Source organism: Hymenobacter sp. BT559 (assembly GCF_016427535.1).
In the GTDB taxonomy this organism is placed as follows: domain Bacteria; phylum Bacteroidota; class Bacteroidia; order Cytophagales; family Hymenobacteraceae; genus Hymenobacter.
In genome coordinates, this window is sequence record NZ_JAELXV010000002.1 from 655,577 (window position 1) to 668,899 (window position 13,323).

Sequence of the window (13,323 nt, forward strand, 5' to 3'; positions counted from 1 at the left end):
GCGCGTTTATGAAAAACCTCGTCATTGCCATTGACGGCTACTCCTCGTGTGGCAAAAGCACTACGGCTAAGGCCGTTGCCGCCGCCCTGCACTACGCCTACCTCGATACCGGAGCCATGTACCGGGGCGTAACCCTGTACCTGCTCGAAAACGATATTCCATTTGACGACCTAGAGCGGGTGCGCCAGGCGTTGGACCAAGATATCCACATCAGCTTCAAGCGTAACCGCCGCACGGGGCGCAACGAACTTTGTCTGAACGATAAAATTCGGGAAGACGACATTCGCCAAATGCGTATCTCCAACGCTGTGAGCGAAGTGTCGGTGATAGTAGATGTGCGCCACGCGATGGTAGCCCAGCAGCAGCGCATGGGCCGCAAGCGCGGCGTGGTAATGGACGGCCGCGACATTGGCACCACGGTATTCCCCGATGCCGAGGTCAAGATTTTTATGACCGCCGACGTGGAAGTACGCGCCCGCCGCCGCCAGGAAGAACTGGCCGCCAAAGGTGAGCACGTGTCCCTCGAAGACATCATTGAAAACCTGCGCAAGCGCGACCACATCGACTCGACGCGCGCCGAAAGCCCCCTGCGCCGCGCCGCCGATGCCGTGCTGCTCGACACGACGCACATCACCATCACCGAGCAAGTAGACTTTGTGCTCGATAAAGTGTCGTCGGCGCTGTTTGCTGCTTACGCTCATAAAATAAACGAGCAGCTAAGCGAGTAGCCCTTAAGTCGTTGCGAAGTGGCGCAAGCAGGCACTGCCCAGCCAAGCAATTCCCTGTAGCTATCCTCTAGGCGACGCAAGCCGCCTATAAAGCTAGGCCTGTCGTTGGCGGCACAACCTAGCACGACAACAACTAAACCGGTAACGGCAAAGGCCCCCAAGTAGCACTATGTGCCGCTTGGGGGCCTTTGCCGTTACCTAGGGCCTTCGGTTTGGCGAGCCATAACTAATAAGAGGATGGCCTAACTATTATATGTTAGTATAATAAAAAATTTACTGTTGAGATTGTAGTAATATAACTGCGTTTTCATAATTTATATTATAATAAAATTATAAATCTACTGACGGTAAGTAGTGCTATTTTAGTATAATTAGCAAGTTTTGGCATTGTATAGTATATTAGGAGTACAATTAAAGGATAGAATACTGTTGATTGTTTAGTTGATTTATAATATTGATTTAGTGCAATTATAAAGGTGGGTACCTTTTAGTTGCTAGGGGTTGAAAGAAGGCTGGAGGAAGCGGATAAATTTTTTATGAGAGTGAATTATAAAAAAAGAGGCGTGTCCATTCCTGTGATTGAACTAGGCTGCTACTGGCCTAAGCAGCAAGGAAAAGAGATTAGTTTACCGAGACTGTTGGTGCTAGTAGTTGTAGTGCTGCTCGGCAGCCTAAGCCAAGGATGGGCGCAGACCGCGGCAGCGGGAGGTAGCTGGCAGCCGGCAGAAGCCGACCTAGGGTACCCACGCACGCTGCTAAAGGCCGAAGCGCTAGCTAGCGTGCAGGCCACGCTGGCCGCCCCCGACCGGCTGGCTATCTACCGCAGCCTGTGGGCCGATGTACAAGGCGCCCCCGCTGCCGATAATACCGCCTCGGCCGGCCGGCGGGCCCGCGCCACGTGGGCCAAGAACGCAGCCTTTGTAGTGCTGCTAAGCCAACAGCCTACGGCCGAGAATGACCTAGTAGCGCTCTCCGACGACCAGCGCGCTACGCTAGTGGGCACTACCCGCAGCCTGCTCGAAAACCTAAACCCCGCGGTAGAAGCCTTCGCCACCTGGACCGGCAGCACACCCTATACCGAATGGCAGTGGCGCTCGAAAGAACTGATTGACTACCTGATAGCCTACGACCTGCTGCGCGGGGCCGGCGAATCGGCGGCTTCGCTGCAAGCAAGCCAGCTCAAACTGCAAGCCTTTGCGGGCAACCTCTACCGGCAATCGACCACGCCAATGGGATGGTTCACCTTCTTCGGGACCATCAAGAACAACCACACCCTGATGACGTCGGCCGCGCTGGGCATGGCAGCCGTGGTGCTCAGCGAGGCCACCAGCACCGATGCCAACCAGCAGCCCACCAGCTGGGCGGGGGCGGGGCTATATCATATCGATAACGTACTGTGGCGCGATGCCCAGCGGCAGTCCGACTCGACCCAGGTGGCGGGCTATGCCGAGGGGCCCTACTACGCCAAATATGCGCTGCTCAACTGCTTACCGTTTTTTCGGGCCCTAGGTAATTTTCTGCCCGATGGCAGCCAGGCCTACACCTTCGGGAGCAGCACGCGGCGCATCCGCAACCCCTACTTTGACCCCAAGTACACCCGGCTCTACGACTGGTTAACGGCCATTATGCTGCCCGACGGGCGGCTGCCCGCCCTAGAAGACTCTTACGTGGACATGGGTATGCCCGAGCTGGCCCTGACGGGCCGGGCCAACTACGTCAGGTCCATGTATTTCAGCAAGCTCTCGGGCACCAACATGGCATCGGCCCTGGCGCAGTTGCGCGACGCTACCGTGGACATGCGGGCGGCCTGGCTGGCGGCTGCCGTGCTGCCCACGCCTCCGCCGCGGCCGGCCCTGACGGTGCTGCCCGGCAGCGGCAACCTCATTTTTAGGTCGGGCAGCGATTCGACCTCTACCTACCTGCACGTCTACGGCCGGGGCGGGCTGGCCCAGGCCAATGCGGGCGGCCACAGCCAGGGCGACGCCAGCAGCTTTATTCTGCACGCCCAGGGGCAGTTGCTGGCCCTAGACCCCGGCTACCTCAGCTACGGCCGCCGCGCCGAAGTGGGCCAGGCCACTCACCACAACCTAGTGCTGGTGGATGGCGCCGGGCCTGACATCGGCGCAGCCGGGGCGGGCAGCTCGACGCAATCGACCATCGGGGGGGCGTTTCGGACGCCGCAGCTGAGCTACGGCGAAGTGGCCACGGCCTACCAGGGCACCCGCATCGTGCGTAAGACGCTGTTTGTGCGCAACTCTTACTTTTTGCTGGCCGACGCAGTGAGCGCTTCGGCTGCGCACGCCTACACCTGGCAATTGCATGGCTACGGCCTCGAGGGCGGCACGGCTGCCACGGGTACCTTCGACGGCAACCTAGGAAGCCAGGAAGGCACGTGGCAAAAAAACGGCGTGCGCCTGCTGGCCCACGTCACGGCTACGGGCGCCACGCCCACCTACACCACGGCCACCAATGTGCACGAAACCACTTATAATACCGCCGAAAACCATACAACGCTGCTAGTAAAGCAGGCCAGCGCCACGCAAACACAGTTTTTGGCGGCGCTCTACCCCTATACTACCCAGGCCCCGCAAGTGGTCACTACCAGCCAGCCCACCACGGCATCACTGGCCGCCACCAGCGATGGGTACCTTGATGTAGCGTTTGCCCAGGCCGATACAGTACTGGTGGCTGGCACCAGCGACCACCTGACGCAGGCGGTGCAGGCCGATGGCCTACTCAACTTCTATTCGACGGAGGCGAGCGGCAATTTTGCTCAGCTATTTATGCAGGCGGGCACGCGGCTGCAGGTTGGGGCGAATGCGGTATTGAGCTCGACGCGGCGGGCCGACCTGAGCTGGCAGCGCACCAGCGCTACCAGTTTTGGCGGCTACGCCAGCCGGGCTACTACGCTCACCATCAGCCTACCGCAGGGACCCATTTCGGTAACGGGTCCGGCCGTAATTAGCTATACCTACGATGCCAGCCTGCAGCAATTGCAGGTGGTGCTGCGCGCCGCTACCAACTTTGAGGTGGGGCTGCCGGCCCGCACCGCCCAGCCCCTGCCCGTGCAGCTAACCGATTTTGCGGGGCAGCGGCAGGCTAGCGCGGTGCTGCTAACGTGGCACACGGCCTCGGAGCAGCGCAGCCTAGGCTTTGAGGTGCAGCGCCAAACGACTCAGGCGCCCGAGGCCGCATTCGAAACTATCGGCTTCGTGGCCAGTGCTGGCGACCATGCGCAGGCCACCGGCTACACCTTCCGCGACGCCGGCGCACCCGCGGCCGGGGCGTACTACCGACTGCGCCAGCTCGACCGCGACGGCACGGCTACCTACTCGCCCGTAGTGGCCATCGGGGCCGTGGCGGGACAACCGGCGCTGGTGCCGACACTGCTGGCCCCCGTGCCCCAGCCCGCCACCGACTGGCTGCAAGTGCAGCTCGCCGGCACCGACGAAGAAGTAACCCTGCGCCTGCTCGATAACCTAGGGCGCACCGTGCACCAGCAGCGCGCGCGCCAGCAGGCCCGGCTTGCGGTGGGTAGTTTTTCGCCCGGCCTGTACTACTTGGTGGCGTACGATGCAGCGGGGCAGCCATTGGCTGGCCGGCGCAAAGTTCTGATAGCGCGCCAGTAGCCATAGGGTATTTTTGCAGAAATATTGATAAGCCAAACTTTGGCAGCGCCACTGCGGACTGAGAGTTCGCGCTACTGAGCTACTGACAGCTTTGCAATATCGGCGGCCAAGCGCTGGCTAAACTGCTCGGCCGCGTCGCGCGTGAGGTGGTTACCATCGTTGGTGGCATAAGGCTCGTGGAGGTAAGAGCGGTACGTGATGTGCTGCTCGGTCGCCGCCTGGCCCATCAACTGGTCAAAGCCCGGCTGGTAGTCGTCTTCGAGCGCGGCCATAGCCGGGCCGGTAGGCAGGCGCACGAGCACTACCTGGCCGTGCTGCTTGAGCAGCGTAATGGTTTGCCACAGGCTAAGCAAGCGGGCCGCCGCCAGGCGGCTGCTAGCGGCAATAGGCCGGTAAGTGGCCAGCTTTTCGGCGGTGCGGCGGCGCAGCAGCGCGGTGGCGGCGGTGGGCGGGGGCAGGGCTATTTCGAGCCAGCCATCAGGGTGCAGGCGCTCGATTACGTGCCGCGGGTCAGTATCGAGCAGTAGCTGGTAAAACGGCTTGTGCAGGTAGTGCGCCAGGTAGTCAAGGTTAGGGCTTTGGCTAACGCTACGCAGCTGGCTGACCATCGACTTCGCCTCCGGGAACACCAGTGGCCGCTTGTCCAGCACGGCCGCGGGCATCGACAGCGACCACGGGTCTACGGCCAGCACAAACAAGCCGTGGCGCGTGCCCGGCGCCAGCTTGCGCTGAATGCTGCCTAGGTAGCCCGGCCCATAGGGCGACTCGGCCAGCGTGAAGGCATAGTTGAGCCACGGCCCTTGGTAGCGCCCGCCTAGCTGCGCAGCCAGCGTGCTGGGCTTGATGCCCTGGGCCGCCCGCGAGGTGCCTAGTACCAGCGAGCCCGCCGGTGGCGCCGCGAAGCGCGCATAAAACGCATCGACATAGCCGTGGCGTAGGCCCAGCCAGATACCTAGGCCGCCCAGTAGCCCCACAGTCCCTAGCAAGAGTACTACGCGTAGCAAGAGCTTAGTCATGGGCTTAGTTGGCTAAAAATCTTGAAATCAACGCATTCATTTCTTGCTGCTGCGCGGCGGTAGCGCCGTCCCACATATCATTGTGTAGCGTAGCGGGCAGCGGTACGATAGTCATCCCAAACTGCGCTTGTTCGGCGGGGGTGGGTAGCACGTCCGCATCGGCAGGCTGGTCGCTGGAGCGCAGCGATAGTACGCGCGGACGGCGGGCGCGTGGCAGCGGCATCCGGCGGTTGTCCAGCGTTATCACGCGCTCGACCAGCCTAGGGTGCTGCTGCGCAAATAGCATCACCATGTCGCCGCCGTTGGAGTGGCCCATGAGTAATAGCCGGCGATAGTCAAGTGCGGGCTGCGTGCGCTTTAGCTCCTGTATTACACAGAGCATATTTTGCACGCCCCGCTCCCAGTAGGGGCGCCGCACCACGGCCGGAGTGCCCGTAGTAGGCATAGGTGCATCGGTAGGCAGGTCTTGCTGCAAGCTGACTACATAGTAGCCGTGGGCCACCAAGTTTTTAGCCACGAACGAGTAATCAGCATTAGTGCCGCCGTAGCCGTGGTTGAGTAACGCCAGTTTAAGCTTGGTAGTGGATGCTGAGCCTACCGGAGCATACGTAACCAGCGGAATTGGCCGGTGGCGAATAGTATCGACTACGCGTAGCGTATCGGTGCGTAGCGCTACGGTAGTCCAATCGGGCAACGAGCTGGCGGGTGACTGTGGCACGGGCCGGCCCCCGCAGCCGCTAGCCAGCAGCCCTAGGGCAGTAATCCAGCCTGCCGAGCGTAGGAATAGAGGTGCCGTTACCATCGGCTTAAAATTGAAAATAAATAAATTGATTGCTGCCAAACACCCCGCCGTACAGCGTGGCCAGCAGCAGCCCTAGGTAGCCGGCCCAGCGCAGGGGCGCGGGCCAGCGGGCCAGCCAGGCCGCTACCGAGCTCCGCTCGGCGCGGTAGTCGGCCACAGCTAGCAATGCCACTGCTCCGGCCGCCACCAGCAGCTCGGCTACAAAATGCCGACCTAGGCCCGCCAGCAGCCCTTGAAGCTGCGCGGGGTGCAGCTTGCCCCAGCCCCGAAACAGGTGCGTGCTGATGTAAAAAGCATCGGGCAGTGAGTTGGCCCGGAAGAATATCCAAGCGTAAGCGACTAGCCCCACTGTGGCAGCCGTGGCCAGCGCCCGGTGCAAGCGCGGCCGGGCGGCTAGGCCCGCGAACTGGGCTAGGGCCGTGCGGGCCGGGGCAGTCCAGTTTTCGGCCACTAGGTAGAGGCCGTGCAGCGCACCCCAGACTACAAACGTCCAACTAGCGCCGTGCCAAAGGCCGCTTAGTAAGAATACAATCAAGATGTTGAGGTAGTTGCGAGCGGGGCTGCGGCGGCTGCCGCCCAGCGGGATGTACACGTAGTCGCGAAACCAATTGGAAAGCGACAGGTGCCAGCGTCGCCAAAAATCGCCCACCGAAGTAGCCAGGTAAGGCTGCCGAAAATTGAGCACCAATTGGTACCCTAGCACCCGCGCCGAGCCCCGCGCCAGGTCGGTATAGCCCGAAAAATCGGCGTAAATCTGCCCCGTGAAGGCAGCCACCGCCAGCACCAGCGCCAGGCTGTCGAACCGCCTAGGGTGGTCGAAAACTGGGTTGGCGAGCAAAGCCAGCCGGTCGGCAATGACCACTTTCTTAAACATGCCCCAGGCCATGAGCCGCAGCCCGCTGGCCACGCCGCCGTAGTCGAACTCGTGCGCTTGGCGCAGTTGCGGCAGCATCTGGCTGCCGCGCTCGATGGGCCCGGCCACCAACTGTGGAAAGAAGGCCACGAACACTGCAAACCGCCCTAGGTTGCGCTCGGCCTCCAGCTTGCCCTTATACACATCCACGATGTAGGCCACCGACTGAAACGTGTAGAACGACACGCCCACTGGCAGCACCAGCGCCAGCGCGGGCGCGGCCACGGGCAGGTGTAGCGCCTCGGCTAGGCCATTAGCTGTATCGCGAAAGAAGTTGAAATACTTAAAAATAAACAGCGTGCCTAGGTTGCTTGCCAGGCTCAGGTAGAGCCAAGGCCGGCGCTGGGCGGGGGTGCGCAGCCGGCTCATGCGCAGGCCGCTGTAGTAGTCGAGCAGCGTGGTGGCCGCCAGCAGCAGTGTGTACTCAGGCCGCCAGCTGAAGTAGAAATAGTAGCTGGCCAGTAAAACCAGCGGCGCCCGCCAGCGCGCTGGCAGGGCGTAGTAAAGCCCAACAACGAGCGGAAAAAAGACGAGAAAGTGAAGCGAATTGAACAGCATAGCCGGGCGCGGGCCGGCAAAGGTCGGGCCGGCGGCGGCAAGTGTGGCACAAGCTTTGGAAGGAGGCCGCGCGCCAAGGGGGTAGTTGCCCGCCCTAGGCTGCGTAACTTTGTCTTTTCGAACCCGGCCATGCGCTGGGCTGTTATGTCGCTACCATGCAGGTTACTATCGATAAAAATTCCGGCTATTGCTTCGGCGTCGAGTTTGCTATTCAAATGGCAGAAGATGAGCTAAACAGCGGAGCCGAAACGCTTTACTGCCTCGGCGATATTGTGCACAACCGCATGGAAGTGGAGCGCCTCAACAAGCAGGGCCTGCGCGTGATAGACCGCGAGCAGCTCGGTACGCTGCACGATTGCAAGGTGCTTATCCGAGCGCACGGCGAGCCGCCCGAAACCTACCAGCTAGCCCTGCAAAACAACCTGGAGCTCATTGACGCCAGCTGCCCAGTAGTGCTCAAGCTGCAAAACCGCGTGAAGCATGCCTTCGACGCCAGCACCCGCCACAACGGCCAGATTGTAATTTACGGCCAGCCTGGCCACGCCGAGGTAGTGGGCCTCGCCGGCCAAACGCGCAACCAGGCGCTCATCGTGATGCACGAGGACGACCTCGACCAGATTGATTTCACGCGCCCCGTAACGCTCTTTAGCCAAACGACCAAGAGCACGGCGGGCTTTTACAAAATGAAGGCGCTCATCGAGGCCCGCATCGCGGCGGCCGGCGGCGCCCTCCAAAGCTTCGATGCTAACGACAGCATTTGCCGGCAGGTAAGCAACCGCGAGCCGCAACTCGCCCGCTTTGCGCAGGAGCACGACGTTATTCTGTTCGTGAGCGGCCGCAAAAGCTCCAACGGCAAGGCGCTGTTCACGGTAGTAAATGCAGTGAACCCGCGCAGCTACTTCATCGAGAATGAAAACGAGCTGCAAGATGAATGGCTAAATGGCGCTACCTCAGTAGGTATTTGCGGCGCTACCAGCACGCCGCTGTGGCTCATGCGTCAGGTGGCAGAGCGCGTAGAGGGTCTGAGCGTGGCGGTGTAGTTGTCGCGCGGATTTTGTAATCCGCACGCAACGGGTTAGCTGCTGGCTATAAAGCCTGCGCAAGCTCTTGCTCATATAGCTGCTTGGTTTCGGCATCGAAAGCCACCAACACTACTTCCCTAGGCCACTCGTGGGCCGCTAGCCACTGCTGCACCTCGCGCACGGCTAGGGCCGCCGCTTCTTGCTTAGGGTAGTGATAGATGCCGGTGCTGATGCCGGGAAAGGCCACCGACTCAAGCTGGCGCTCTAGCGCGATGGCTAGGCTGTTGCGGTAGCAATTGGCCAGTAGGTTGGGCTCGCCTTTGTGCCCGCCGTTCCAGCGCGGGCCTACGGTGTGGATGACGTAGCTGGCGGGCAGCCGCCCGCCGCTCGTGATGACAGCCTCACCCACCTTGCAGCCACCCTGCCGTGCCCGAATCTGGCGGCACTCTTCCAAAATCTGTGGGCCGCCCGCGCGGTGTATTGCCCCATCTACACCCCCGCCGCCGAGCAGCGAAGTATTAGCAGCATTGACGATGGCCGTAGTGGCGAGCTTGGTAATATCGCCCTGCACAATGCGCAGGCGAGCGGTAGGGGAGGCAGACATAAAAAGGAAATACTGAGGACCTAGTCAGCTGTACGCGTCGCTTCGGTGGGCGTTTGGGCGGTTTCGGCAGCCGAAGATGCTGCTTCGGCAAGGGCAAATTGCGGAGGGGTAGGGCAAAAATCTACATTTGACCATCACTCCCAACCACCGCTAACCCCCACACGCCATGCAGCCCCTTCGCCCTACCACAGATACCGCCCGCGACCAACGCCTGTGGCAGATTGCCAAGGCCCGCACTAAGTTTCAGAGCCACTTGGTTACTTACTTGCTGGTAAATGCTGGGCTGTGGCTGCTGTGGGCCGTCACGACCTGGCCCCTGGAGGAGCATCATCGCTTCTTCTTGCCCTGGCCCATTTGGTCTACCATATTCTGGGGCGCGGCAGTAGTGGCCCAGGGCCTGGCTGCCTACGGCAATTACAACCGCGGCGAGCGCACCCAGCGCGAATACGAGCGCCTACTGAACCAGCAGCAATATTAAATTTAAGATAACACGACGCCCCACCGCGCTAATGGTGCGGTAAAACGCTGCCGCCCCCTTTCCTTTACGTCCGCGAGTGCGGGCCGTGCAAAGAAGGGGCGGCGGCGTTTTTTCGCGACCAGACCCTTTTAAGTACGAGCGCATGCTAAAGCCGAAGCCTAAGAAAAAGCGCCAGCTGGGCCGCCGCGAGCTCATTGACCTGCCCACGCTGGCTGTGTGCGGGGTAGAAGCCAAGGTTGATACCGGGGCGTACACCAGCGCCATTCACTGCGATGAGGTGCGCCTGATACCCGACGCCACCACCGGCCAGCCCGTGCTGCACGTGCGCCTGCTCGACCCCAAGCACCCCGCCACCAACGGCCGCCCGCTGGCCTTTCACGAGTTCGACCAGCGCCTCATCCGCTCCTCCAACGGCGAGGTGCAGGCCCGCTACATCATCAAGACAGTGGTGCGCCTCTACGGCCAAAACTTCACGACTGAGTTTTCATTGGCCAACCGCGCCGACCTGCGCCACCCTGTGCTGCTGGGCCGGGCACTGTTGCGCCAAGGCCACTTTGTGGTCGATGTGGCGCGGCGCGATTTGTCGTATAAAGCTGAGCGCCGGGCTGCTGCCCACCTAGGGGCCGCGCCGCCTAGCAACGGAAAGGAGGATTAGCCGTAGTTTGGCGCCAGCAAAAGCCATTTTCTCAGCCCCGGCCGCGTGCCTAGCCGTTAGGCGGCACTGTGCTATGGAGCGGTCTCATTTATTCTTTTACGCTTTCAGGTAGTGCCGGTATTTTTTTATATGAACCTGGCTATTCTTTCGCGGGAGCCCAAATCGTACTCCACGCAGCGGCTAGTGGCGGCCGCGCTCGAGCGTGGCCACGCGGCCCAGGTCCTCGACCATTTGCAGTGCAACCTAGTGCTGGAGCAAGGCCAGCCCGATATCGTTTACCAGGGCCAGCCACTGGCCAAGTTCGACGCCATTATCCCCCGCATCGGGGCTTCGGTCACGTTCTACGGTACGGCCGTGGTGCGGCAGTTTGAGATGATGAAAGTGCGCACGGCCGTGGACAGCCAGGCCATTGTGCGCTCGCGCGACAAGCTGCGTTCGACCCAGATACTGAGCCGCGCCGGCGTAGGCATGCCCAAAACGGCCTTCACCAACTTCACCGATGACGTACCTGCCCTTATCGAGCACGTAGGCGGCGCGCCCGTCATTATCAAGCTTCTAGAAGGGACGCAGGGCCTAGGCGTAGTGCTTGCCGAGAGCGCCAAAGCAGCCCAGTCGGTTATCGAGGCGTTTCACAACCTCAAGGCCCGCATCCTGGTGCAAGAGTTTATCGGCGAGGCCAAAGGCGCCGATGTGCGCGCCTTCGTGGTGAATGGCGAAGTAGTGGGCGCCATGCGCCGCCAGGGCAAGGAAGGCGAGTTTCGCTCTAACCTGCACCGTGGCGGCGTGGGCACCCTAGTCAAGCTCAGCCGCAGCGAGAAGGCCGCCGCCCTGCTGGCTACCAAGGCCCTAGGTCTGGGTATTGCGGGTGTGGACATGCTGCAAAGCAAGCGCGGCCCGCTGGTGCTCGAAGTCAACTCGTCGCCGGGCCTGGAGGGTATTGAGAAAGCCACTGGCCTCGACATTGCCGGCCGCATTATCGACTATACCGCCGAGCTGGCGCAGCGCAAGCGCGGCGGCAAAGGCAAAGTAAAAGCCAAGAAATCAGCACCCGACTCGGCGCCCGACTAAGGAAAAGCGTGGCTGCGGCGCTTAAATTGGCCGGATTCTTGAGCGACGCCCTGCGCTTGTATTCTTCTGCGCGGCTGGGGCTTGCCCGGCCGGCCCTTCCTAGGTGCCCATTATGCCCGCAACCAACTCGCTGTCCATAAATGGCTTAACTGTCAATCCCGGTGAGCGAGTGCTTACGCGGCTCGTTATTTCGAAGCTACCCTCGGGCACGGTCATTGATGTGCCAGTCCACATCATTCGGGCGCAGAAGCCGGGCCCAGTACTGCTACTGATGGCGGGCATGCACGGCGATGAAGTAAATGGTATCGAAACTATCCGGCGCATGCTGCGGCGCGAGCTGCTGCAGCCCACGCGGGGCAGCATAGTGGCCATTCCGATACTCAATATCTATGGCTTTCTGAATTTTAGTCGCGAAGTGCCCGATGGTAAGGACGTCAACCGTTCCTTTCCGGGGCACCCGCGGGGCTCGCTGGCTAGCCGCGTGGCGCACCGCTTCATGCGCGAGGTAATGCCGCTCGTGGACTTTGGCATCGACTTTCATACGGGTGGCGCCGCTCGCGCTAACTATCCCCAACTGCGCTGCGTGCTGGGCGAAGACGACGTGACCGATGACTTGGCGGCAGCTTTCTGCGCTCCCTTCACGCTGCACGCGCGGCTGCGGTCGGGCTCGCTACGCGCCACGGCCCACGCCCTCGGCAAGTCTATCATTGTGTACGAAACCGGCGAAAGCCTGCGCCTCGACGAGCCTGGCATTGAGGAGGCTATTGCGGGTACGCTACGGGTACTGCACCACCTAGGTATGAGCGACGCGCCCTGCCCCGCCCCGGCGCGCCCTAGCATTGTGTGCCACCGCCACCGCTGGCTGCGGGCACGCTACGCGGGTTTGTTTCGGGCCTGGGTCAAGCTCGGCGATTTCGTTGAGAAAGGCCAGGTCTACGGCTCCGTGTCCGACCCCTATGGCTTGCAGTCGGTACGCCTCGAGTCGCCGATGAGCGGCTACGTCATCGGCTTCAACAATATGCCCGTCGTGAACCAGGGCGATGCGCTATTGCACCTAGCAGTGCCCGCCTAGGTCAGTAAATAATAGGCGGAAGCGAAAAGGAACTGGTTCATTGCTAATCGCTCATTGACTTTACCTTTGCTAACATGAAGAATCCTGTTCAACTAGTTTTTAATGCCGTGCTGCTCGTTGCGGTGGCGGTGCTTTATTTTCTGCATTTCAGCCAGCGGCCAGCCGCCGCGCCGGTGGCCGCCGTACCTACCGAAACTGTGGTTGCGGATAGCGCAGTAGCTGCAACTCCGGCGCCTGTGGAAGAAACGGCGGCTCCAGCGGCCGCCGCACCGGTTGCAGCAACCCCAGCGCCCACGGCGGGCGCCGGCGCTATTGTGTACGTCGAGTCTGGCAAGATGCTCGATGGCTACCAGGGTATGAAGGATGCTCGCCGCGCCTTCGAAGCCAAGGCTAAAGGCTGGGAGCGTCAAAACCAGAACTTGGTTAACAGCTTCCGCACTGCCGTAGAGCAGTACCAGAAAACGGCCGCTTCGCTTACGCCCGAGCAGCGCGCCGCCGCCGAGCAGAAGCTACAAGCCCAGCAGCAGCAGGGTGCCGTAGAGCAGCAGAAGATTCAGGCCCAGGCCCAGGAGGCCGAAGCCAAGCTGACCCAAACGGTGCTCGAAAGCGTGAATAAAAAAGTGGAAGCCTATGGCAAGTCGCACGGCTATAAGATGATACTTATCGCAGCCCCCAGCGGCACTATCGCTTACGGCGAGAAAGGCCTCGACATTACTGCGCCCGTGCTAGCCTACCTAAATGCCGAATACCGCAAGAAGTAAACGCAAAATTTCAGGCT

The 13,323-nt window shown here is 61.2% G+C and carries 12 protein-coding genes; 8 read left to right on the forward strand and 4 right to left on the reverse strand.

Annotation, left to right across the window (positions count from 1 at the left end):
- Positions 1-8 precede the first annotated feature (8 nt).
- Both cmk and JAO77_RS24530 read left to right on the forward strand, forming a co-directional pair.
- Complete coding sequence (gene cmk / locus JAO77_RS09325) at positions 9-728, forward strand: (d)CMP kinase (protein ID WP_198990045.1); 720 nt, start codon at positions 9-11, stop codon at positions 726-728.
- A gap of 641 nt (positions 729-1,369) precedes the next feature.
- Positions 1,370-4,357, forward strand: a complete 2,988-nt coding sequence (locus JAO77_RS24530) for a heparinase II/III domain-containing protein (RefSeq protein WP_198990046.1) — start codon at positions 1,370-1,372, stop codon at positions 4,355-4,357.
- A 71-nt stretch (positions 4,358-4,428) separates the two neighbouring features.
- Here the strand turns inward: JAO77_RS24530 and JAO77_RS09335 are convergent, their stop codons facing one another.
- The 3 genes from JAO77_RS09335 to JAO77_RS09345 are packed head-to-tail and all read right to left on the reverse strand — an operon-like array spanning position 4,429 to position 7,646.
- On the reverse strand, positions 4,429-5,373 hold the full coding sequence (locus JAO77_RS09335; RefSeq protein WP_198990047.1) for a hypothetical protein: 945 nt from the start codon (positions 5,371-5,373) through the stop codon (positions 4,429-4,431).
- 4 nt (positions 5,374-5,377) lie between these two features.
- Entirely contained in the window at positions 5,378-6,175 is a 798-nt protein-coding gene (locus tag JAO77_RS09340; RefSeq protein WP_198990049.1) for a serine aminopeptidase domain-containing protein, read from the reverse strand.
- Between the two features lie 4 nt (positions 6,176-6,179).
- Complete coding sequence (locus JAO77_RS09345; protein ID WP_198990050.1) at positions 6,180-7,646, reverse strand: MBOAT family O-acyltransferase; 1,467 nt, start codon at positions 7,644-7,646, stop codon at positions 6,180-6,182.
- Positions 7,647-7,801: 155 nt separating this feature from the next.
- Between JAO77_RS09345 and JAO77_RS09350 the strand changes: the two genes are divergently transcribed.
- Positions 7,802-8,686, forward strand: coding sequence for a 4-hydroxy-3-methylbut-2-enyl diphosphate reductase (locus JAO77_RS09350; protein ID WP_198990053.1), 885 nt, complete (start codon positions 7,802-7,804; stop codon positions 8,684-8,686).
- 46 nt (positions 8,687-8,732) lie between these two features.
- On the opposite strand, the gene JAO77_RS09355 is transcribed toward JAO77_RS09350, so the two are convergent.
- Complete coding sequence (locus tag JAO77_RS09355; RefSeq protein WP_198990054.1) at positions 8,733-9,272, reverse strand: O-acetyl-ADP-ribose deacetylase; 540 nt, start codon at positions 9,270-9,272, stop codon at positions 8,733-8,735.
- Positions 9,273-9,438: 166 nt separating this feature from the next.
- Between JAO77_RS09355 and JAO77_RS09360 the strand changes: the two genes are divergently transcribed.
- The 5 genes from JAO77_RS09360 (at position 9,439) to JAO77_RS09380 (ending at position 13,306) form a co-directional block, all read left to right on the forward strand.
- Positions 9,439-9,750: a 2TM domain-containing protein gene (locus tag JAO77_RS09360; protein ID WP_198990055.1), complete on the forward strand. Its 312-nt coding sequence runs from the start codon at positions 9,439-9,441 to the stop codon at positions 9,748-9,750.
- Positions 9,751-9,892: 142 nt separating this feature from the next.
- The gene (locus tag JAO77_RS09365; RefSeq protein ID WP_198990057.1) at positions 9,893-10,405 is read left to right on the forward strand and encodes an ATP-dependent zinc protease family protein; all 513 of its coding nucleotides are present in this window, start codon (positions 9,893-9,895) and stop codon (positions 10,403-10,405) included.
- A gap of 129 nt (positions 10,406-10,534) precedes the next feature.
- Positions 10,535-11,473: a 30S ribosomal protein S6--L-glutamate ligase gene (rimK, locus tag JAO77_RS09370; RefSeq protein WP_198990058.1), complete on the forward strand. Its 939-nt coding sequence runs from the start codon at positions 10,535-10,537 to the stop codon at positions 11,471-11,473.
- A gap of 112 nt (positions 11,474-11,585) precedes the next feature.
- Positions 11,586-12,545 carry a succinylglutamate desuccinylase/aspartoacylase family protein gene (locus tag JAO77_RS09375; protein ID WP_198990060.1) on the forward strand — a complete coding sequence of 320 codons (960 nt, stop codon included), beginning with the start codon at positions 11,586-11,588 and terminating at the stop codon, positions 12,543-12,545.
- Positions 12,546-12,619: 74 nt separating this feature from the next.
- Positions 12,620-13,306, forward strand: coding sequence for an OmpH/Skp family outer membrane protein (locus JAO77_RS09380; protein ID WP_198990062.1), 687 nt, complete (start codon positions 12,620-12,622; stop codon positions 13,304-13,306).
- The last annotated feature ends 17 nt before the right edge of the window (positions 13,307-13,323 follow it).

Excerpts from the sequence above, each read along its gene's own strand:
- cmk (WP_198990045.1), top strand. The coding sequence starts at position 9 with ATGAAAAACCTCGTCATTGCCATTGACGGCTACTCCTCGTGTGGCAAA.
- JAO77_RS09335 (WP_198990047.1), bottom strand. The coding sequence starts at position 5,373 with ATGACTAAGCTCTTGCTACGCGTAGTACTCTTGCTAGGGACTGTGGGG.
- JAO77_RS09340 (WP_198990049.1), bottom strand. The coding sequence starts at position 6,175 with ATGGTAACGGCACCTCTATTCCTACGCTCGGCAGGCTGGATTACTGCC.
- JAO77_RS09345 (WP_198990050.1), bottom strand. The coding sequence starts at position 7,646 with ATGCTGTTCAATTCGCTTCACTTTCTCGTCTTTTTTCCGCTCGTTGTT.
- JAO77_RS09350 (WP_198990053.1), top strand. The coding sequence starts at position 7,802 with ATGCAGGTTACTATCGATAAAAATTCCGGCTATTGCTTCGGCGTCGAG.
- JAO77_RS09355 (WP_198990054.1), bottom strand. The coding sequence starts at position 9,272 with ATGTCTGCCTCCCCTACCGCTCGCCTGCGCATTGTGCAGGGCGATATT.
- JAO77_RS09360 (WP_198990055.1), top strand. The coding sequence starts at position 9,439 with ATGCAGCCCCTTCGCCCTACCACAGATACCGCCCGCGACCAACGCCTG.
- JAO77_RS09365 (WP_198990057.1), top strand. The coding sequence starts at position 9,893 with ATGCTAAAGCCGAAGCCTAAGAAAAAGCGCCAGCTGGGCCGCCGCGAG.
- rimK (WP_198990058.1), top strand. The coding sequence starts at position 10,535 with ATGAACCTGGCTATTCTTTCGCGGGAGCCCAAATCGTACTCCACGCAG.
- JAO77_RS09375 (WP_198990060.1), top strand. The coding sequence starts at position 11,586 with ATGCCCGCAACCAACTCGCTGTCCATAAATGGCTTAACTGTCAATCCC.
- JAO77_RS09380 (WP_198990062.1), top strand. The coding sequence starts at position 12,620 with ATGAAGAATCCTGTTCAACTAGTTTTTAATGCCGTGCTGCTCGTTGCG.